Origin of the sequence: Kribbella sp. NPDC050820 (assembly GCF_040653975.1) — a bacterium.
In the GTDB taxonomy this organism is placed as follows: Bacteria; Actinomycetota; Actinomycetes; order Propionibacteriales; family Kribbellaceae; genus Kribbella.
In genome coordinates this window covers 39,113-56,963 of sequence record NZ_JBFAHB010000060.1, presented here as the reverse complement: position 1 = coordinate 56,963, position 17,851 = coordinate 39,113, and the positions used below count along the sequence as shown (strand labels likewise).

General features: G+C 68.1%; 19 protein-coding genes, 1 tRNA gene and 1 pseudogene. 8 read left to right on the top strand and 13 right to left on the bottom strand.

Going from position 1 to position 17,851, the window contains the following annotated elements; all coding sequences use genetic code 11:
• Window positions 1–318 (top strand): annotated as a pseudogene (locus tag AB0H36_RS35990) (hypothetical protein); the annotation flags it as partial.
• A gap of 1,043 nt (window positions 319–1,361) precedes the next feature.
• On the opposite strand, the gene AB0H36_RS35985 reads toward AB0H36_RS35990, so the two are convergent.
• On the bottom strand, window positions 1,362–1,619 hold the full coding sequence (locus AB0H36_RS35985; protein ID WP_360534279.1) for a hypothetical protein: 258 nt from the start codon (window positions 1,617–1,619) through the stop codon (window positions 1,362–1,364).
• Window positions 1,620–2,243: 624 nt separating this feature from the next.
• Window positions 2,244–2,594, bottom strand: a complete 351-nt coding sequence (locus AB0H36_RS35980; protein WP_360534277.1) for a DUF4913 domain-containing protein — start codon at window positions 2,592–2,594, stop codon at window positions 2,244–2,246.
• On the opposite strand from AB0H36_RS35980, the gene AB0H36_RS35975 reads away from it, so the two are divergent.
• Window positions 2,589–2,819 carry a hypothetical protein gene (locus tag AB0H36_RS35975; protein WP_360534275.1) on the top strand — a complete coding sequence of 77 codons (231 nt, stop codon included), beginning with the start codon at window positions 2,589–2,591 and terminating at the stop codon, window positions 2,817–2,819. The two genes, AB0H36_RS35980 and AB0H36_RS35975, sit on opposite strands and share 6 nt — an antisense overlap.
• On the opposite strand, the gene AB0H36_RS35970 is transcribed toward AB0H36_RS35975, so the two are convergent.
• A complete protein-coding gene (locus AB0H36_RS35970) occupies window positions 2,796–3,365 on the bottom strand; it encodes a TraG/TraD/VirD4 family protein (protein WP_360534273.1) in 570 nt (189 codons plus the stop codon). The two genes, AB0H36_RS35975 and AB0H36_RS35970, sit on opposite strands and share 24 nt — an antisense overlap.
• Before the next feature lie 986 nt (window positions 3,366–4,351).
• On the opposite strand from AB0H36_RS35970, the gene AB0H36_RS35965 reads away from it, so the two are divergent.
• On the top strand, window positions 4,352–5,731 hold the full coding sequence (locus AB0H36_RS35965) for a helix-turn-helix domain-containing protein (protein WP_360534271.1): 1,380 nt from the start codon (window positions 4,352–4,354) through the stop codon (window positions 5,729–5,731).
• 98 nt (window positions 5,732–5,829) lie between these two features.
• On the opposite strand, the gene AB0H36_RS35960 is transcribed toward AB0H36_RS35965, so the two are convergent.
• Window positions 5,830–5,902, bottom strand: a tRNA-Thr gene (locus AB0H36_RS35960).
• Between the two features lie 36 nt (window positions 5,903–5,938).
• On the opposite strand from AB0H36_RS35960, the gene AB0H36_RS35955 reads away from it, so the two are divergent.
• A complete protein-coding gene (locus AB0H36_RS35955; RefSeq protein ID WP_360534270.1) occupies window positions 5,939–7,099 on the top strand; it encodes an MFS transporter in 1,161 nt (386 codons plus the stop codon).
• Here AB0H36_RS35955 and AB0H36_RS35950 read toward each other — a convergent pair.
• Window positions 7,056–8,294: an MFS transporter gene (locus tag AB0H36_RS35950; RefSeq protein ID WP_360534268.1), complete on the bottom strand. Its 1,239-nt coding sequence runs from the start codon at window positions 8,292–8,294 to the stop codon at window positions 7,056–7,058. The two genes, AB0H36_RS35955 and AB0H36_RS35950, sit on opposite strands and share 44 nt — an antisense overlap.
• Before the next feature lie 82 nt (window positions 8,295–8,376).
• Here AB0H36_RS35950 and AB0H36_RS35945 point away from each other — a divergent pair, with 82 nt between their 5' ends.
• Window positions 8,377–9,756 carry an aminotransferase class V-fold PLP-dependent enzyme gene (locus AB0H36_RS35945; RefSeq protein ID WP_360534266.1) on the top strand — a complete coding sequence of 460 codons (1,380 nt, stop codon included), beginning with the start codon at window positions 8,377–8,379 and terminating at the stop codon, window positions 9,754–9,756.
• Here the strand turns inward: AB0H36_RS35945 and AB0H36_RS35940 are convergent.
• Window positions 9,736–10,329 carry a TetR/AcrR family transcriptional regulator gene (locus tag AB0H36_RS35940; protein ID WP_360534264.1) on the bottom strand — a complete coding sequence of 198 codons (594 nt, stop codon included), beginning with the start codon at window positions 10,327–10,329 and terminating at the stop codon, window positions 9,736–9,738. The genes AB0H36_RS35945 and AB0H36_RS35940 overlap by 21 nt on opposite strands.
• Before the next feature lie 63 nt (window positions 10,330–10,392).
• Here AB0H36_RS35940 and AB0H36_RS35935 point away from each other — a divergent pair, with 63 nt between their 5' ends.
• Window positions 10,393–11,160: an ANTAR domain-containing protein gene (locus tag AB0H36_RS35935; protein WP_360534262.1), complete on the top strand. Its 768-nt coding sequence runs from the start codon at window positions 10,393–10,395 to the stop codon at window positions 11,158–11,160.
• Window positions 11,161–11,227: 67 nt separating this feature from the next.
• Window positions 11,228–11,521 carry a DUF4287 domain-containing protein gene (locus AB0H36_RS35930; protein WP_360534260.1) on the top strand — a complete coding sequence of 98 codons (294 nt, stop codon included), beginning with the start codon at window positions 11,228–11,230 and terminating at the stop codon, window positions 11,519–11,521.
• Here AB0H36_RS35930 and AB0H36_RS35925 read toward each other — a convergent pair.
• Complete coding sequence (locus AB0H36_RS35925) at window positions 11,505–12,323, bottom strand: ACT domain-containing protein (protein WP_360534258.1); 819 nt, start codon at window positions 12,321–12,323, stop codon at window positions 11,505–11,507. The genes AB0H36_RS35930 and AB0H36_RS35925 overlap by 17 nt on opposite strands.
• A gap of 64 nt (window positions 12,324–12,387) precedes the next feature.
• Here AB0H36_RS35925 and AB0H36_RS35920 point away from each other — a divergent pair, with 64 nt between their 5' ends.
• On the top strand, window positions 12,388–13,128 hold the full coding sequence (locus tag AB0H36_RS35920; RefSeq protein ID WP_360534256.1) for an RNA methyltransferase: 741 nt from the start codon (window positions 12,388–12,390) through the stop codon (window positions 13,126–13,128).
• On the opposite strand, the gene AB0H36_RS35915 is transcribed toward AB0H36_RS35920, so the two are convergent.
• The 6 genes from AB0H36_RS35915 to AB0H36_RS35890 all read right to left on the bottom strand — a co-directional run bounded on the left by AB0H36_RS35915 (window position 13,115) and on the right by AB0H36_RS35890 (window position 17,845).
• Window positions 13,115–14,002 (bottom strand): nucleotidyltransferase domain-containing protein, encoded by an 888-nt coding sequence (locus AB0H36_RS35915; RefSeq protein WP_360534254.1) that lies wholly within the window; start codon window positions 14,000–14,002, stop codon window positions 13,115–13,117. The two genes, AB0H36_RS35920 and AB0H36_RS35915, sit on opposite strands and share 14 nt — an antisense overlap.
• A complete protein-coding gene (locus AB0H36_RS35910) occupies window positions 13,993–14,664 on the bottom strand; it encodes an HAD family hydrolase (protein WP_360534252.1) in 672 nt (223 codons plus the stop codon). Before AB0H36_RS35910 ends, AB0H36_RS35915 begins: the two co-directional genes overlap by 10 nt.
• Window positions 14,658–15,452, bottom strand: coding sequence for a methyltransferase domain-containing protein (locus AB0H36_RS35905; protein ID WP_360534250.1), 795 nt, complete (start codon window positions 15,450–15,452; stop codon window positions 14,658–14,660). Before AB0H36_RS35905 ends, AB0H36_RS35910 begins: the two co-directional genes overlap by 7 nt.
• A 141-nt stretch (window positions 15,453–15,593) precedes the next feature.
• Window positions 15,594–16,544, bottom strand: coding sequence for a hypothetical protein (locus tag AB0H36_RS35900; RefSeq protein WP_360534248.1), 951 nt, complete (start codon window positions 16,542–16,544; stop codon window positions 15,594–15,596).
• Between the two features lie 129 nt (window positions 16,545–16,673).
• Window positions 16,674–17,354, bottom strand: a complete 681-nt coding sequence (locus tag AB0H36_RS35895; protein ID WP_360534246.1) for a hypothetical protein — start codon at window positions 17,352–17,354, stop codon at window positions 16,674–16,676.
• The gene (locus AB0H36_RS35890; protein WP_360534244.1) at window positions 17,351–17,845 is read right to left on the bottom strand and encodes a GNAT family N-acetyltransferase; all 495 of its coding nucleotides are present in this window, start codon (window positions 17,843–17,845) and stop codon (window positions 17,351–17,353) included. The genes AB0H36_RS35895 and AB0H36_RS35890 overlap by 4 nt, the downstream gene beginning before the upstream one ends.
• Window positions 17,846–17,851 lie beyond the last annotated feature (6 nt).

Below are 17,851 nucleotides of genomic sequence, written 5' to 3'. Positions count from 1 at the left end.
CACAACGCTCGCCGGGTCGTGATGGTCAGCCCCGACGACATCGCGGAGCTCGGGTTCGCCGACCGCGACCTGGTCGACCTCGTCAGCATCTGGCGGGACGGCACCGAGCGGCGGGCCGAAGGGTTCCGGCTCGTCGCCTACCCGGCGGCGCGCGGGTCGGCCGCGGCGTACTACCCGGAGACGAACGTGCTGGTGCCGCTCGACAGCGTCGCCGACATCAGCAACACCCCGACGTCCAAAGGCATCGTGGTCCGCCTCAAGACCGCGGCAGCCTCACGACCTTACAGTGGGGCCGATCGCCGGTCCCGGTCGACTTAGCGGACCGACCCGGGTCTTCAGAAGTGGTCGCTCAAGGCGGGTGGGTCACTCATGGATATCAAGCCGCCGGGGACCATCGATCTGGCCACGGCGATCACGCTGCATGGACCGTGCAAGTTCAAGTGAAGAGGGGGAATCTGTGTCAGCCATTGGGCTTCTCGCCGTGCAGTGCCGTGAAGTCAGGAGTCAGGGCACCGCGTCACTCGGCAGGGCGTCGATCCAGCCAGCGGTCTGTATTGGCATCCACGAGGTGATCTCGTCCAGACGACCGGAACAGCCCCGATGCTTAGTGTTGCTCAGGTTGAGCAACGGCCTCACCACCACGCTGCGTGTGGCCGAGGGCACCGCGGTGCCGGAGCTCGGCGCGACCGTGCTCGTCCAGGGTGGCCGTGGCCGGGGCGACCAGCCCGCCACAGGTGGGGTTATCCTCGCGCCGGGCTGTCCTTCCTCCAGAGCCGGCTGATCACGACGACTCGAGTCAGCGTGAGCCACGTGCAGCTCGGCTGTCCTGCTGGCGAGAGCATCACGACCTCGTGTCAGCAGGCCTCTGTCGGGAGGTGCTATCGCCAGCGCGGCTCGAAGGTTCGCCGTCCAGCGGCGCCGTACGCTGATGGGGACAACTGATCGCCTGGGCGCGATCGCTCGCCAGGCCGGAAATGAAGGCAACCGGCACCTTGACCCCTGGAGGGCTTGGTGTCGCACGTGTTCGCAACCGTGAACAAGCTCGCTTCGGCGGTGCTGTCGCTGTCATCGTCTACCTGTCCCTGCTCCTGCCCCCGATCGCCGTCGCGCTGGCGACGAAGGAATCCGGATCGGCGTAATGCCGCGCCGAAGATCATGGAGCTGCTCCTCCGGTGGCGGAATGACGGCCGGTAGCGCCCGTCGTACCTGCACGTCTGTCCCCGGTCTATGCCAGGGTGATCGGCATGCACCGCACACTCAGTGCGCCGCCCTGCCCGAACGACGGCCGAGCCGGCCCGGCGAGTCAGCGATGAGCACGGAGCTAGCCCGGCCTACCGGGTACGGCGAACTGCTCGCGAAGCTCAAAGGCCAAGGTCCGCGACGCGCAGCTGCGCGCGCATCGCGTCGTCAACACCGAGGTGCTCGGCCTGTACTGGGCGATCGGTCAGGCGATCGTGGACCGGCAGTCCGCCGAGGGCTGAGGAACCCGCGTGATCGATCGGCTCGCCGACGACCTGCGCGCCGAGTTCCCGGCCATGCGGGCGTTCTCCGGCCGCATTCTCCGATGCATGGCCGCGGGCGCGGCGGCGGTCGGAGGTGGCGGAGCGGTCATGACGCATTCTCCACCTCGCTGTCCACTTTCCAACAACGCCTACGGCGCCGGATTGGGTCCTCCATCGGCCGAACGCAACCCCGCCATCTAGGGGTGCCGGTAAGAAGTGTGACACCAGCGACAAATGGGCCTTGCATCGATTCGCCTGCTGAGCGCCCTTCTGAGCAACCAACGGCCCGCTACCGAGCGATCAGTGCTGGGCTTCCGGCCGCCCGGAGGACCTCGGTAGTCCCCGTCGGTTAGAGCCGATCCAGCAGTTCGTCGTACCGCCGTACCGGGTCCTGGGACGGCGCCGGCCACCATTGCCAGCACGCCGCGCAAACCGGCGGACCAGGTCCGCCGCATCCGGATCCGTCCGACGACCGGTACCAGCAGAGTCGTCGCATCGCAGACCCCCACCCCTCCCCTTGGGGAGGTATCGGGATCGCGTGGTGCGCCGTTACGCCAGCGGCTCGCGGTGCTGGCCGGACTTGTAGTCCGGCCGTCTCCCTGCCGTCGACGCGTGTTCCGCGGGGCAACACACCGACGACGGTTTCCGACGCCGCTATCCGAGACAAGGCCGCCGAGCTCAAGATCGACTTGCCTGCACCGCGTCCCGCCCGGCGGGCCGTTTAGGTGCCCGTCAGCGTCGTTAGGCGCTGTACGTGAGCTGGTCGTAGAGCTCCGGCGGCGGGGTCGCCCATGGCAGCGGTTCGAGCTTGCCGTCCTGTTGGTGCTGGTCGCGGGTGCAGCCCTTGAAGGCGCCGTCGGTGGCGAGGAGTCGGGTCACCTGGTGGTCGGCGTGGTCGCGCCACCACACGCTCATGCCGGTGCCGGGTTCGTGGCGCAGTGCTTCCCAGGAGCGCCACAGCGCGGACAGCCGGAGGACGGCTTCGGGGTGGTTCCACCAGTCGGTGCACCAGGTGGCTTTGGCGGCGGTCTCGCGTCGGTAGGCCTTGGTGGGGAACTGGTCGACGAAGTCGGGCAGCTTCTCGAAGTGCACCCGCGGTTCGTCGGCTGCCTCTGCTTCGAGGGCGGCGCAGGCAGCCACGGCCTGCTGCTCGAGCTGGTCGGCCTGGAGCTCGCGGAGCGCCTGGTCGACGGCGGCCGCCATCCTCGGTACGGCGGGATCGGGCTCGACCTCGGCACCGTCGAGGACGGCCGCGAGCTGCCGATCGGCGGCCCCGTCCAGCCGGGCCCGGAGTCAGCGGCGGGCGGCGTCGACTAGCAGCGCCTGGTCGACCGTCGTACCGGCGGCCGCGGGTTGCGGGTCGTCCCATTCGGTGTTGGGCAAGCTGACGTGGGCTCCTGCGCGGTACGGCGGCCGGGGAGGCGGCGCGGGCGCCGGGTCGAACCGTGCGAGGGAGGCGCGGATCCGGTCGGCGTACGGCCGCTCCATCCAGGGGATGGACGGGATCAGCGTCGCACGCGATCCGGACGAGAACACGATCGGCCGGCCGGCCGGGAGGTCGGCGACGTCGAGGATCTGTTCGCGCTGCAGCTGCCGGTTGACCGACGTGCCCTGCTCGCTGGTCGACGTCGACGCGAGCAGCAGTTCGCGGTCGCCGATCAGCTTGCTGAGCCGGTCCAGGAACCCTGCGTCGGAGACACCGCCGCCGTAGATGCGCCGGTTGGCGGCCGACCAGAGCTTCTCCATGCCGCGCTCGCCCCAGCAGTCCACGCCCTGGGCCCAGGACTGCAGGATCGTCATCAGCACGATCCCGCGGGAGCCGTAGTGGCTGTAGAGGTCGGGCAGGTCCTTCCACCGGCACACGTTGGCGGCCTCGTCGAAACACCGATCATCGGGACCGGAGCCGGCCGCCGGCAGGCGGTGGCGTAGTCCTCGGCGGCCTTGACGACAGCGACGGTCAGCGCGGTGACCAGCGGCCCGGCGTTCCCGGCGCATTCCCGGGAGACGCTGAAGAGGTTGCCGCGGCGGCGGAGGAACTGGTGCGGGCTGAACTCCGGCCGGGGCGTCGGGCCGGGGTTGACCCAGGGCGCGACCCGGCTGGATCCGAGGCGGGCCGCCAGCTACGATGCGGCGTCCGGATGCCCCGACCGGCGCGTTCCCGGGCGAGGCATGGACGGCTCCGGGGGACGCGGCCAGTCGGCAGGTTGGCGGGTTGCGCGGCGGGTCAGCGGGCTGGGGTCAGACCGTCCTCCCGACACTGAGCGCGCGACCGGTCTGCTCCGTCACTGCTCCGTGGGGTAGCGCTAAACGATGGTCGTTGTAGCGAAATTGTGAGCACGGATGCAGGTTTGCATGGCGGATCGATGGGGCCTGATCCGCCGTGCAGATCACTTGATGGAGATGCCGTCCTTGTGCTTGGAGAACCACTCTTCGAAGGATTGGAGGGCGGGTTGAGCGCACGGACCTGGTCCTGGTCGCGATCGCCCGTGAAGCGGTCGGAGTTCTCGGCGTAGTACTGGAACTTCTGCGCAGAGTCCTGATGGGTGGCGTTAGCCGGCGCACGCGGGCGTTTCGTGCGGGCTCATACGCGTCTGCCCGGCGGACGGCCGTGCTTTCGGATGCTCGTCGCTATGCGGCCCGAGCGGTCGGACGACGCTGTCTTGCTTGGCGGATGACCACGCTGGTCCGCGGAGTTGATGGGCTCGATCGTTGAGCAGGCCTCGGAGTCGTTCGGCTTTGCCTGGGCGGCGTGTCGGTTGGGAGGTCTGATGGCGAGGGAGCCGTTGCCGTTGGGGACGTGGGGGAATATCACGTCGCGGGCGGTTCGATGGGACGAGAAAGGTCGGCCGGTGAAGTACGAGGCCCGTGCGTACTTCAGGGATTTGGATGGACGGACGAGGCTGGCGGCGCGGTGGGGTAAGACCTCCAACGAGGCGGAGAATCGGCTTCGTGCGGTGTTGAAGGAACGACGTCGGGCTGGGGGCTCAGGGCAGTTGAGCTCGAAGGACCGGATCACTGTCGCCGTCGAGCTGTACTTCGCTGAGCTGGAAGGGCTCGTTGAGCAGGATCTGCGGTCACCGGAGTCGTATCAGACGTATCGGTATCAGTACGACAAGAATCTCGAGTCGCGCATCGGTGAGCTTCGGTTGTTCGAGGTTACGACTCAGCGGGTGAGCGATGTGATCACTGCCATCCGGAATCAGGTGGGCGTCGCGACGGCGAGGACGTGCAAGAGCATCCTTACTGGAACGTTCGGCCTCGCTGTTCGGCATGGCGCGATGGACTCGAATCCGGTCCGTGAGATTCAGATCGGTCGCAAGGGTAAGCGGAAACCTCCGCGTGCGCTGGATGATGCAGAGGTTGAACGATGGTTCGAGTTGTTGGCGCAGGACGAGCGAGCGGTCCGAGCCGACCTCGTTGATCTGAGCAAGTTCATGCTTGCCACCGCCGAGCGGATCGGGGAGTGCCTGGCTGTGACGTGGGACGACCTCAACTGGGAGACCGCTGAGATCGACTGCAGTCATCAGATCCAGCGGATCAAGGGCCAAGGATTGGTGCGGCGCCGCCCGAAGTCGCTGGCCGGTGAGCGCGTGCTGGTCCTGCCGCAATGGTGTCTGACCATGCTGCAAGCTCGGTGGGTGCCTGGCACGACGCTGACATCGCCGATCTTCCCAAGCAGCACTGGTGGCTTCCGCGATCCTCACAATGTCCGCAAGGCCATTCGCGACGTGCGCAGACCGGTCGGAGGTCAGCGGCGGCTGGAGCTGGGGCGAACGCTTCGGGCTCACCGGCGTGAGGCAGGTCTGACTCAGGTCGACGTTGTCGAGAAGCTGGGCTGGCGTAAGACTCGCATCAGTCTCATCGAGACGGGTCGGGTGGCGCTCGAGCCTTCCGAAGCCGCCGCACTGGCCGGTCTCTACACTCTGTCCTCAGCTGGCCGGGCGGCACTGATGGAGCTGGTCGAGCTTGCGGGCCTTAGGTCTCTGGCGGATGAGCTGGCCTGGGTCACGTCTCATGTCTTCCGCAAGACGACGGCGACGGTGCTGGAGCGGTCCGGCCAAACGCCACGGCAGATCGCCGACCAGCTCGGACATGCGTTCACAAGCACCACGATGAACGACTATCTCGGGCGGAAGGCGCGCAACCCCGACGCTGCGCTGCACCTTGAGGAAGCGTTCCGAGAGATCGCTGATCAGCATCGGCAAACGACGGACGAGCCCGAGCTCTGATGGCATCCGGCGCTGCCTTCAACAGGCCAAAGTGATGAGTAAACGATGAGTTGAGGCTCCAGGCAGTATGCCTGAACGGGCATACTGCCTGGCCAGAGAGCCGGTGAGGGGACTCGAACCCCTAACCACCGCTTTACAAGAGCGGTGCGCTGCCAGTTGCGCCACACCGGCGGGTGTAACGTGCTGGACCATCTTAGAGGATGGTGGGTGGTGGGGTTTCGGCGGTTGTGGGTGGCTCGGGCGGTTTCGTTTCTGGGGGACTCGCTGGGGCTGGTGGCGTTGCTGCTGTACGTCGAGGGGGCGACGGGGGCGGGGTTGGCGGTGGCGTTGTTGCTGTTGGCGGGGGACTTCACACCGGGGTTGTTCGGGGCGTTCGCGGGGGCGATCGGGGATCGGTTCGACCTGCGCCGGGTGATGGTCACGTGTGACGTGCTGCAGGGTGGGCTGGTGGTGGCGATGGCGGTTACGTTGCCGCCGCTGCCCGTGCTGCTCGTGATGGTCGCCGTACGGAGTTTGGTGGCGCAGGTGTTTCAGGCGAGCTCGCGGAGTGCGGTGCCGGCGCTGGTGAAGGATGAGGAGCTGGAGCGGGCGAACTCTTGGCTCGGGGCGTGGACCAACGGGCTGGAGGCGATCGGGCCGCTGATTGCGGCGGGGTTGTTTCTGGTGGTTGACGTCCGGGGGATTCTGTTGGTCGACGCGGCGACGTTCTTCGTGTCGGCGGTCCTGCTGAGCGGGATGCCGAAGCTGCCGCCGAGCGGGCCGAGGGAGCACAGCCTGGTCAAGGATGCGAGGGATGGGCTCGGGTACATCTGGCGTACTAAGGCTGTCCGGGTCATCGGTCTCGGGTTCTTCGCGGTGGTGGCGTTCAGCGGGGTGGATGTCGTCGCGATGGTGTTCCTCGGCAAGGACGAGTTGCGGGGGAGCGACTCGGCTGTGGCGACGCTTTACGCGGGTGTGGGTATCGGGCTCGTTGCCGGGTACGCCGTACTCAGCCGGTATGCGGGCCGCTTCCGGATGCCGGCGTTGATGCTGGTCGGGTTCGCCGTGAGTTGCGCGGGGAATCTGTTTACGGGGCTTGCGTGGGCGGTGTGGGCCGCGCTCGCGCTTCAGGTCGTGCGTGGGATCGGGATCGCGGGGGTTGATGTGGCGATCAACACTCACCTTCAGCGCATTGTGCCGGCGCATATGCGGAGCCGTGTTTTCGGGAATCTGTACGGCGCTATCGGGCTGGCCGCCGGCGTGTCGTACGTAGGCGGTGGTCTGCTCCTCGAGCACACCGACGCGCGGGTCACGTTTGTTGCTGCGGGCATCGGTGGGTTGCTGGCTACTGCGGCGACGGCGGTTGGAGTTCGGCGATCGGCTGTTTGAGGGATCGGGCGCCTGGTACGGCGATCAGCGCGATCACTGCCATCACGAGGAATGCCGCGGTCGGGTGGTCGACGAGGAGGCCGACTACGACGGCTACGAGGAGGCCGCCGAGGTTGCCGGCCATCCAGATCAGGCCGGCTGCGGTGCCTTCGGCTTCTCCGGTACGGCGTTCTACGAGTTCCAGGACGATGGGGAGTGCCGGGAGGAGGAGCAGGCCGATCAGGGTGATGGCGACGAAGCCGGTCAGGACGCCGGGGGCTATGGCGAGTGTGAAGCAGGCGAGGGCGGTGAAGGTCAGGCTCAGGGCAAGGTGGGTTGATTCGGCTCGGTGGCGGGCGATGACGACGGGGATGATGGCGCTGCCTAGGACTCCTGCGACTACGTTGAGCAGGAGGATGGTGCTCGCGGTGGTGCTGCTCACTCCGGCTGGCTCCAGGAGGGCCTGGGCGAAGGTGCTTAGGGCAACGAAGACGCCGAAGGGGAAGATGGCGAGGACGGACAGGCGACGGATGAGCGGGTCCGCCCAGGCGATCCGAAGGGGACCGCGCTCACCGGGGCCGAGCCTTGTCGGGTCGAGGTTCGCGGGGCCGGCGGTGTTGTGGGCGGTGAGGCGGTTGGTGGCGGGCGTGAAGTTGCCGGCGGTGCGGAGGGTGGTGGCGAGGACGAGTGCCGCGGTTGCGCAGAAGGCGGCGCTCGCGGCCAGCATGGGGCGCAGGGAGGAGCCGAAAACGGCGCTGAGGAGGAAGGCGAGGATCATGCCGGCGAAGATGCTGGCAGTGCCGACGGCGATGCCTTTCGGCCGGTCGTCCGGGGACAGGTAGCGGCCGGTGATGCCGGTGACGGCGTTCAGGACGAGGGGTTGGGCGATCGAGGCGACGATCTGTCCGGCGAGCAGCCAGCTGTAGTCGTCGCCGATCAGCCGGACGGCAGCACCGGCAAAGGTCAGCCAGGCGCCGATGAGCAAGGCGGGGCGGAACCAGCGGTCCAGGAGCAGACCGCACGGGATCGCGAGTACGACGTACAGCAAGGGGAAGACCTGGGCGAGCCAGCCGATCGCGCTCTCGGAGACGCTGTAGTGCGCGGCAGCGTCGGTGGTGACGCCGGCGAAGTTGAGCCAGACCAACTGGGTGGCCGCACCGACCAGGGAATAACCGACGATCGCCGTCCAGCGACTCCCGGTCACGACTCGCGCCATCCACGCCCTCCCAAAGCCGGTCTGAGCGCACTGTAATGCCGTCACACGGCCCTTCACACGCGACCGGCGTACAAAAGGGGACATGACTGATTGGGAGGGCCCGCTCGGCGAGGCGTACGAGCGCGCGCAGGAATATCTCATCACGCTGCCAGAGCGACCGGTCGGCCCGCGGGCCACCGCGGCGGAGCTGTACGACGCGCTCGGCGGCGCGCTGCCGGAGCAGTCGACGGATCCGCAGGAGGTGATCGCGCATCTCGCCAAGGGCGTCGAGGAGGGGTTGTTGCCCAGCGGCAGTGGCCGGTTCTTCGGGTTCGTCTTCGGCGGCGCGACCCCCGCGGCGCTGGCGGCGGACTGGCTGACGACGGTCTGGGACCAGAACGCGGGCCTGTACGCCGCCTCGCCCGCGGCGGCTGTGGTCGAGGAGGTCGCGGCGCGCTGGCTGGTCGAGCTGTTCGGGCTGCCCGCACACACATCGGTGGGCTTCGTGACCGGGGCGCAGATGGCCAACTTCACCGGGCTCGCGGCGGCGCGGCACGCCGTACTCCAGAGCCGAGGTTGGGACGTCGAGCGGGACGGCCTCATCGGTGCGCCGCCGATCCGCGTGCTGGCCGGCGCCGAGCGGCACGACACGGTCGACCGAGCGTTGCGCTTCCTCGGCCTCGGCACCAGCTGCATCGAGCCGATCGAGGTCGACGGTCAGGGGCGGATGCGGGCCGATGCGCTCGCAGCGGCCCTTCAAGACAACGAGTCCACGATTGTCTGCGCCCAGGTCGGCAACGTGAACACTGGCGCGATCGATCCGATCGGGGAGATCTGCGAGGCAGCGCACAAGGCCGGCGCGTGGGTGCACGTGGACGCGGCGTTCGGTCTGTGGGCCGCGGTCAGCCCCACCCTTCAACCACACCTCCACGGCATCGAAAAGGCCGACTCCTGGGCGACGGACGCGCACAAGTGGCTCAACGTCCCGTACGACTCGGGCCTGGTGCTCTGCGCCCAGCCCCAAGCTCACCGCGCTGCGATGTCGGTCCGGGCGTCGTACCTGATCCATGACGAGAACGGGGAGCGCGACTCGCTCGAGTTCAACCCGGAGTTCTCCCGGCGGGCGCGTGGTTTCGCGGTGTACGCCGCCATCCGGGCGCTCGGGCGTGAAGGGATCGCCGAGATCGTCGACCGGTGTCACGCGATGGCGCGGCGGTTCGCGGACACGCTCGAAGCACACGGAGTCGCCGTACTGAACGATGTCGTGCTGAACCAGGTCCTGGTCCGCTTCGGCGACGACGACGAACTCACTCGCCGAGTCGTCAGTGAAGTGCAGCAGGAAGGCACCTGCTGGATGTCCGGCACCACCTGGCACGGCAAGGCCGCCATGCGCATCTCGGTCAGCAACTGGACCACGAACGAAGACGATGTCGACAAATCAGTCGCCGCGATCCTCCGCTGTCTAGCTCGCGAAGGACTCTAGTTGGGCGAGGGCGGCGTTGAGGGAGTCGCGGAGGGGGGCGGGGCGGCGGAGGGTTTGGGAGAGGAGTACGCCGCCCTGCATCGCGGCGAGGAGTGTGTTCGCGAGGGAGTCCGGTTCGGCGTCGGGGCGCAGCAGGCCCTGGTCGCGCATGCCGTGCAGGTCGTGCCGGAACTGGTCGAGCCAGCGGTCGTAGCCGTCGGCCAGGTGGGCGCGTGTCTCCGGGCTGGTCTCGGCGAGCTGGCCGGCGAGTGAGCCGAGCTCGCAGCCGCCCTGGAACTTCCGCGCCGTCTGCCGCGCCACCAGTTGGTCGGCCCACCGGTGCCACGCCTCGAACGAGTCCAGCACCGGCTCGCGTTCCAGCGCCGCATCGGTCTGCCACGCGATCACGTCGTCGATCAGCGTCTGCTTGTCGTGGAAGTAGTGCGTGAGCTGCGAGCCGCTCACACCCGCCGCCCGGCGGACGTCGTCGAGCCCGGTCCCGGCGACGCCCCGGCGCAGTACCAGGTCGGCCGCGGCCGCCAGGATCCGCTCGCGGGTCGCCCGGCCCTTGGCGGTCAGGCGCTCCTCGTCCATGACATCGAGGCTACCGCCCGTTTGGGTCTCGGAACCCAGAAAGCCATGGCGCATGATGGAGCCATGGGTGAGGGGATTCTGGAGCTGGCGCAGGAGCTGGTCGAAGTCAGCCGGCTGGTCGAGGACGACGATGTCGCCACCACGCTGGGCCGGTTCGTGAGCCGGGTGGTGCGGACCGTGCCGGAGTGCGAGGAGGCCTCGATCACCGTACTCACCGGCGACACGGCGGAGATCGTCGCGCGCTACCACAAGACCGCCGACCCGGTCGCCGAACCCACCCGCGCCACCCTCGGCGCCCAGCTGACCGAGATGGACGGCCCGCTGCACGACGTCCTGACGTACGGCGAGCCGCACCGGGTCGCCGACCTTGCCGCCGATCACCGCTGGCCGGAGTTCGCGGCGGCCGCCATCAACGCCGGGTACCGGAGCAGTCTGATGCTCCCGTTGCCGGCGGTCACCGGGTCCGCGTCCGCGTTCAGCCTGTTCTCGGCCAAGGTCGACGCTTTCGGGAGTACGTCGTACGACGTCGTGCTGCTGTTCGCGCTGCACGCCGGGGTCGCGTTCGACAACGTGCAACTGTTCAACGACAGCCGCAGCCTGGTCGAGCAGCTGCGTACGGCGCTCCTCACGCGGACCGTGATCGGCCAGGCGCAGGGCGTGCTCATGCACCGCTACGGGATCACGACCAGCGTCGCTTTCGACGTACTCAAGCGCGCCTCGCAGGACAGCAACGTCAAGCTCCGCCAGCTGTCCTCCGACCTCGTGGACGGGCAGAACCAGGGGCGCCTGGCCGACGCGCTCCGCAAGTACGGCCTGCAAACCGGCGAGTGAGGGTGTCGATTTCGGGCCGAGCCGTACGACGCACTGGTGCAAGCACACTTCGTGAAGGAGACACCAGATGTCGTTCCAGGCGTACTTGGACAAGATCGAGGAGAAGACCGGTCGCACCCCGCGGGAGCTGGTCGAGCAGGCGAAACAGCTCGGGTACGACGCTCCGGACGTCAAGGCCGGCGTGATCTGCGACTGGCTGAAGGCGGACTACGACCTCGGCCGCGGGCACGCGATGGCGCTGGTGCAGGTGATCAAGAACGGCACGGTAATCAGCGACAAGCACGTCGGCCGGAAGGGTCCGCACGGGGACGCGTCCAACGTCCTGTGGCTCGACGGCAAGGCGACTAACCCGGCCGGTTGACCAGGGCGAGCTCCGCCAGTTGGGCCAGGCGGTGGGCTCGGGCGGACTCGGCGGGCGTGAACGGCTCGCCGGGCCGGGTGAACGCGAACAGGCCGGTCCAGGGCGACGGGATCTTGAGCACGGTCCCGTCGGCGGGCAGCGGACCAGCCAGCGCGACCCGGTCGGTGACGAGCTGGGCGCCGAGCAGTTCGGCGACCGCGTGCGGGAGCTCACTCGGGTCGCCGACCACGCGCGCCGACAGGCTGAGGGCCTTCGTCTGGCCGTCGACGAGCGCGAGCGTGGTGGTCGGCCAGACGTGGACGTCGCGGCCGCCGGCCGACTCGATTGCTTCCAGCAACGATTCCGGGGTGGTCGGGTCCGGTGTCGAGACGACGAGCTCGTCGCGGACGCCGTCCGGTATCGGGTGCACGTGGAGCCCGAGGATGTTTGCATCCAGCTCGGCCAGCTCGTGCGTCAGCCGCTCGAGCGCGCCGGCCCGGTCCGTGAGAGTGACGCGGATCCGCCAGAGCGCGTCGATCCCGGCGTTGGGCCGGATGTGCGGGGCGTGCAACCACGAGCGGAGCAGCCGCATCGTCGACGGCTCGATGACCCAGATCACCAGGGCGGTGGTGGCGATCACGAGCAGTGTGACGGCGACGACGTACGGCGGATGGAACGCCAGCACGACCGCGTGGAGGGCGAACTCGACCGGGAAGATCGCGAGCAGCTTGGCCACGGTCAGCCGCATCCGGCGGGGATGGGGGAGCCGTCCGCACACCTCACAGGCGGTCCCGCCGACGAGCGCCGTACGTAAGGGTTCCATGCTTCCGAGCGTGCCGGACGGACGTTGCTCAGCTGTTGCGGCGATATGAAGTTACCGTAGGCGGGTGGAATCGAAGAGGTCGCCGCGGGACAAGTGGATCACCATCTACGGGCGGAAGCCGGTCCTCGAGGCGCTGCACGACCCGAAGCTGTCGGTGGCGAAGCTCGTCGTGGCCGACAACGCGACCGGGCAGTCGCTGCACGAGATCCTCCGGGCGGCATCGAAGTACGACGTACCGGTCGAGCGGGCGAGCGCCACGCGGGTGAAGTGGCTGGCGGGCAACGGGAAGCACGACCAGGGTGTGGTCGCCGACGTGGACGCGCCGCGGATGACGCCGCTGGAGGAGTTCGTCCGGGCCCGCGGGAAGCGGCCGACGAACGTGTTCCTGCTGGACGGGGTGACGAACCCGGGGAACGTCGGGATGATCCTGCGGACGGCGACCGGGGCGGGGTTCGACGGCGTGATCCTGCCGCGCGCGGGGACGCCGCACGTCGGGCCGCTGGTGATCAAGGCGTCGGCGGGGGTCGCGTTCCAGGCGCCGATCGTCAATACGTCCACTGCGCAGGCCGCGGTCGACTTCCTGCGTACGGCGGGCTACCACGTCTACGGCCTCTCGGCGCGCTCGCAGGAGTCGCTGTTCAAGGCCGACCTGGCGCCGCGGGCCGTTTATGTCCTCGGCGGCGAGACCAACGGCCTGACCGTCCGCACCGACTCCGACCTGCAGATCCCGCTGCACGCCAACGTCGAGTCCCTCAACGTCGCCATCGCCGCCGCCGTCGTCGCCTTCGAGGTCACCAACCGCTGACCTCGGCCAGCCGCTGGGTCGCGAGCTGCACCCGGTCCGGATCGCCGGAGGCGAGCTCGTCGAGCTGGTACTGCCGGTAGAGCCTGAGGAAGTGGTTCTGGAAGTCCAGCGCGCGGTCGCACATCGCGCGGAGTGTTTTGCGATCGGCTTCAACAGACGGGACCTCGTAGTGCCACTGGTTGCGGCACAGCTCGTGGACCTGGGCAACGAGCTCGGTCCACTCATCGGCGACGTGCTCTCGGTAGAGCTCGACGCAGGCAGTCTTGTCGCGCACGTACTGACCGCTGCGTAGCGCAACGATCGCGGTCGCCGTCCAGCCGACCGTGCCGACGAGCAGCTTGGTGCTGGGCTCGCCGTCCCATTGATCGAACCCGAAGAACGGTCCGTCGGGATCGACGTGCTCCAGCGGGTAGTTCAACGGCCCGCGAGGGTAGGAGTAGCTCAGGAACGGCGTGTGCACCACCGACCGCACGTAGGTGTCCGCATCGTACGGCGGCAACTCAGGCCGGATGTCCTCGCCGTACAGCAGCCGGGTCGACAGCTTGAGATTCAACGCGATCCCAATGCCCTCCGGCCGCCGAAGCCCACGCTCACCGACCAGCACAACCTCGAGCAACACCGGCGCCAGTCGCGCACAATGACTGACGAGCGCCTTGGCACGCTCGTACTCGCCGTCCACGAACCGATCCTTGAACACCACGAACAAGTCGAGATCACTCCCAACCACGCTCGTCCCACTGACCCGGCTTCCTCGCAGGTAGACCCCCCGCACCCGACCCGGAAACACCACCTCGAAGATCCCCACCACACCCTGCACGATCTGGTCGCACTGCGGATCTCCGGTGGACTCGACCAGGTCCGGCGTCATGAGCATTGCCCGAGGACGGCCGGCAGCTCTGTCAGGGAGGCGATCTCGGCGTCCGGGGTGCAGTCGGGGGGACAGGTTCTCGCGTCGCGGTTGAGCCAGATTCCGCGCCAGCCGGCGCGCTGCGCGGCGGTGACGTCGTTCTCAGGAGAGTCGCCGATCATCGCGATGCGGTCGGCTGTAGCGCCGATCGTGCCCGCGGCGATGTCGAACAGGCGGCGGTCCGGCTTGGCGACATCGTGGTCCTGGGCGAACACCACTGCGTCGAAGAGTCGTCCGAGGCCGAAGCGGTCGGGGTAACTGTTGCCGTTGGACAGTAGTCCGAGCTTGTACGTCGTACGCAACGCGGTGAGGGAGTCGAGGACCTCGGGGTAGAGGTCAAGGGCGCTGAAGCGTTGCTCGAGATAGAAGTCCGTGAGGTGGGCCGCGAGTCCGTTGTCCGGGATGCCCAGCCGGCGCAGCGTCCGTTGGAACGCCGCATATCTCAACTGCTCCATCGATCCGCGCAGTTCGCCAACCGCCTGCCGGTCAGCCACTGCCGCATCGACGTCGATCGCGACCTCTGGGTAGCGAGCTCTCAGTTCCTCCAACGTCGCACCCAGGGCCCGTCGCATCATCGCGTCGAAGTCCCACAAGGTTTGGTCGCCGTCGAAGAAGAGGGTGTTCAGCACGGTGGTTTACAGGCAGTCGTGGTGACGTGTTCGTAGAACCAGGTTCGGAGGTTCGGGTTCTGGGTCAGGGCGGCGTACTGGGTGAGGTCTTCGGTGGTGAGGGTGGTGTTGGTGGTGAGGATGTCCTGGATTTGGAGGATGTAGTTGCGGTGCAGGTGATTGGCGATGTCGCCGCCGTGGGTGGTGATGGTGGACGCGGTGGCATGGACGTCGCTCAGGCCGGCGGCTCTCAGGTGTGAGTCGACCTCGCGGACCCAGTCGTAGGAGATGCCGTGCGCGTGCGTGAGGTAGGTCGTCGTGACGTCCTGGACGCGCAGGAAGAGCTTGGCGTCCGCGTCGGTGGGCGCGGACAGGACGCGGACCCGCTGCCGGTCGAAATCGCCGAGGACCAGTACGCCGCCAGGCGCCAGCGCATCCAGCAGCGTCTGGAGAATCTCCTCCCGGCGCGAGAGGTGCATCAGCATCAGGCGCTCGTGGATCAGATCGAACTGACCGTCCACCGGCAGTCCTTCGTTGATGTCGTGGCGGTGCACCTCGACCCCCGGCACGTCGTCGAGCCAGGAAGTGTCCAGGTCCACCGCGACAACCGAGCCGTCCGGCCCGACGCGCTCGGCCAGCCAGCGGGTGATCGAGCCCCCGCCGGCGCCGACGTCCAGGCACCGCATCCCTGGTCGTACGCCGGCCGCGTCGAGACACCGTGTCGTCTGCGGATCCAGCAGTTCCGCCAGGTAGTCGAGCTGACGGCGGCCGAGGTCTGAACCGCTGTCGAGGACGTACTCCTTCTCCATACCGTTCCCCCATCCGTCGGTACGACGAGATTCGCCTTACAAAGCGGGCCATCCGTCAGCAGCGTAACCAAGCAAGGTGTCACCGGGAGAAGACGACACCGGCCGCCGGAAACGATTCCGGCGGCCGGCGGGTGGATCGGATCAGGGGCAGCGGGGTGCCTTCTTGCCGTCGGGGGCGATGGCGAACCAGGCGTTGGCGACGCCGTAGCCCGCGGTCTGGCCGAGCTTCTTGTCCTTGTGGAAGTAGTACAGCGGCCAGCCGTTCAGCGTGAGCTGCTTGCCTTCCGGGCGGTCGATCGTGCCGACGGAGGCGCGGTTGATCTTGCTGCTCAGGATCTTGACGCCGTTCTTGCCGGCCAGCACGGGCTCCCACTTCTTCGTGCACGCACCGAAGCAGGTGGTGCGCGAGGGCTTGGCGGAGTCGTTGTCGAACCGGTACACGGTCCGGCCGGCCTGGTTGGTGACGAACGGCATGAAACCGTCGACCACATTGACGGTCAGCGTCTGCACGTCCTTCTGGACCGGTGCCGTCGGCTCGGCCTGGGTGGTCGACTTCGCCTTGCCACCTTGCGGGTTGACCGCGAACCACACGCCACCACGGCCCTGGCCGGCGAGCTCGCCGAGCCGCAGGTCGTCCTTGAAGTAGTACAGCGGCCAGCCCTTCAGCGTGACCTGCTTGCCCTCCGGGCGGGCGATCGTGGAGATCAGCCGCTCGTCGACCCCGCCACCGTCGATCTCGACGCCGGACCCGGCGAGCACCGGCTCCCACTGCTCGGCGCAGGCGTCGAAACACGTCGACTTCGACGGGTTCGCGGAGTCGTTGTCGAACCGGTAGACGGTGCGGCCGCTTGCACTCGTCAGGATCGGCGTCAGGCCCGGCACCTGCGAGACGTTCAGCACCTTCGGCTCTTCCTGCTTCTCAGCACCGGCGGCAGCGGCCGGAGCGTTGGCGGCGGGAGCGTTGGCAGGTGCCGGAGCGGCCTTGTCCTGCTCGGTTTCGGGAGCGCTTTTGTCGGCGAACGCCGTACTGCAGGCTGACAGTGTCAGTACGGCGGCAAGCGCGGTGATCGTCGCGGCAAAAGACTTCCTCATCAGATCCTCCACAGGTCTGGAACGGTCTGGTTCGCGTGCTTTCTCGGACCAGGACACGTGCACTCCGGAGGATCGGTTCAACGGTCGCGAAGAATTTCCTCGCGACCGCCGAACCGTTGCTACAGGCAATCAGTCCTGCCTGAGCAGGCCGATCGCCGCGATGGTGAGCCACAGCGGCCCGGTCATCCCGGCCATGTACTGCGCCGGGCTGACTCCGAGGAAGACGGTGAGTCCGCCGAGGACGAGGCTGACCCAGGCGAGCCACGGTGCGACCGCCTTGAACTTCCGGCCGGCGATACCGACGGCGAGGGCGGCGACCCCGGCGCCGACCCACAGCCACGGCACGGTGCCGATCCAGTGCCCGAAGAACGCCGCGGTTTCCGGAACCAGCAGGTCCGGTTCCTTCACCCCGAACACGAACTCCGTGGTCAGCGCCGACCCCATCAGCAGCGCCACCGACACCAGCATCAGGCCGGACCCGGCCACCTGCGGGAGCAGGCTGCCTTCCGGCGTCGTGTTCACGAGCCGGCGACGCATCCCGGCGGCGAACACGAGCAGGAGTACGGCGGACAGCATGGCGGCAGTGTGCATCGCGAGGATCGGCCCGGTCTGCTCCGCCAGCTTCGCCGTGATGCCGGCAGCGTCTCCGGCGAGCTTGTCGTCGTACACGGCGTTCGCGAGGCTCGAGCCGACCACGGTGGCGATCCCCGCCAGGCCTGCGCCGATGCCGGCCAGGACCCATCCCTTCCCCTGTGAGTGATGGATCGTGGCGGCGTGACTGCCGCCGGTTGTCACGAACGTGCTGGTCATTTCAAGTCCCCCTGGTTCGAATACGGTGTCGAGTGGTGCGTGTAGTGCGGGTTGGTGAGCGGCCAGTCGGCCGCGATCCAGCGCGGCACGAGGTCGTCGAGGGCTGCCTCGATCGGCCCGCCGGTGAGCCAGTCGACGACCCACCAGGAGATCTCCGCGTCCGTCCCCTCGTGGATCGGCGGATCGATGTAGACGCAGCCGAGCAGTTCGGTCTCGCCGTTGTCGAACAGCGCGTAGTTGAACGACTCGTGGGTCTCCATCTCGGCCTCGTGCCGGGCCAGGTCCGCGCGGTCCTGCTCGGCGGACATCGTCGCGGGCGGCCACCCCCAGGCTTCGCCGTACAGCGACCAGAGCCGTTCCTGCGAGCCCATCACAGCCTGCATGTCCAGGTCGACGTCGGTCGCCCGGATCGGGCGGAGGTGGTGCCCTGTCGTCAGTGGCACCCGGAGCGGGTGGTTCCAGCCTGCCGGGAGCCAAGCGGTTGTTGTCATGGCTCC

Excerpts from the sequence above, each read along its gene's own strand:
- AB0H36_RS35900 (WP_360534248.1), bottom strand. The coding sequence starts at position 16,544 with ATGAGGAAGTCTTTTGCCGCGACGATCACCGCGCTTGCCGCCGTACTG.
- AB0H36_RS35895 (WP_360534246.1), bottom strand. The coding sequence starts at position 17,354 with ATGACCAGCACGTTCGTGACAACCGGCGGCAGTCACGCCGCCACGATC.
- AB0H36_RS35945 (WP_360534266.1), top strand. The coding sequence starts at position 8,377 with ATGACTGATTGGGAGGGCCCGCTCGGCGAGGCGTACGAGCGCGCGCAG.
- AB0H36_RS35905 (WP_360534250.1), bottom strand. The coding sequence starts at position 15,452 with ATGGAGAAGGAGTACGTCCTCGACAGCGGTTCAGACCTCGGCCGCCGT.
- AB0H36_RS35950 (WP_360534268.1), bottom strand. The coding sequence starts at position 8,294 with ATGGCGCGAGTCGTGACCGGGAGTCGCTGGACGGCGATCGTCGGTTAT.
- AB0H36_RS35890 (WP_360534244.1), bottom strand. The coding sequence starts at position 17,845 with ATGACAACAACCGCTTGGCTCCCGGCAGGCTGGAACCACCCGCTCCGG.
- AB0H36_RS35915 (WP_360534254.1), bottom strand. The coding sequence starts at position 14,002 with ATGCTCATGACGCCGGACCTGGTCGAGTCCACCGGAGATCCGCAGTGC.
- AB0H36_RS35935 (WP_360534262.1), top strand. The coding sequence starts at position 10,393 with ATGGGTGAGGGGATTCTGGAGCTGGCGCAGGAGCTGGTCGAAGTCAGC.
- AB0H36_RS35925 (WP_360534258.1), bottom strand. The coding sequence starts at position 12,323 with ATGGAACCCTTACGTACGGCGCTCGTCGGCGGGACCGCCTGTGAGGTG.
- AB0H36_RS35985 (WP_360534279.1), bottom strand. The coding sequence starts at position 1,619 with ATGCGTCATGACCGCTCCGCCACCTCCGACCGCCGCCGCGCCCGCGGC.
- AB0H36_RS35940 (WP_360534264.1), bottom strand. The coding sequence starts at position 10,329 with ATGGACGAGGAGCGCCTGACCGCCAAGGGCCGGGCGACCCGCGAGCGG.
- AB0H36_RS35930 (WP_360534260.1), top strand. The coding sequence starts at position 11,228 with ATGTCGTTCCAGGCGTACTTGGACAAGATCGAGGAGAAGACCGGTCGC.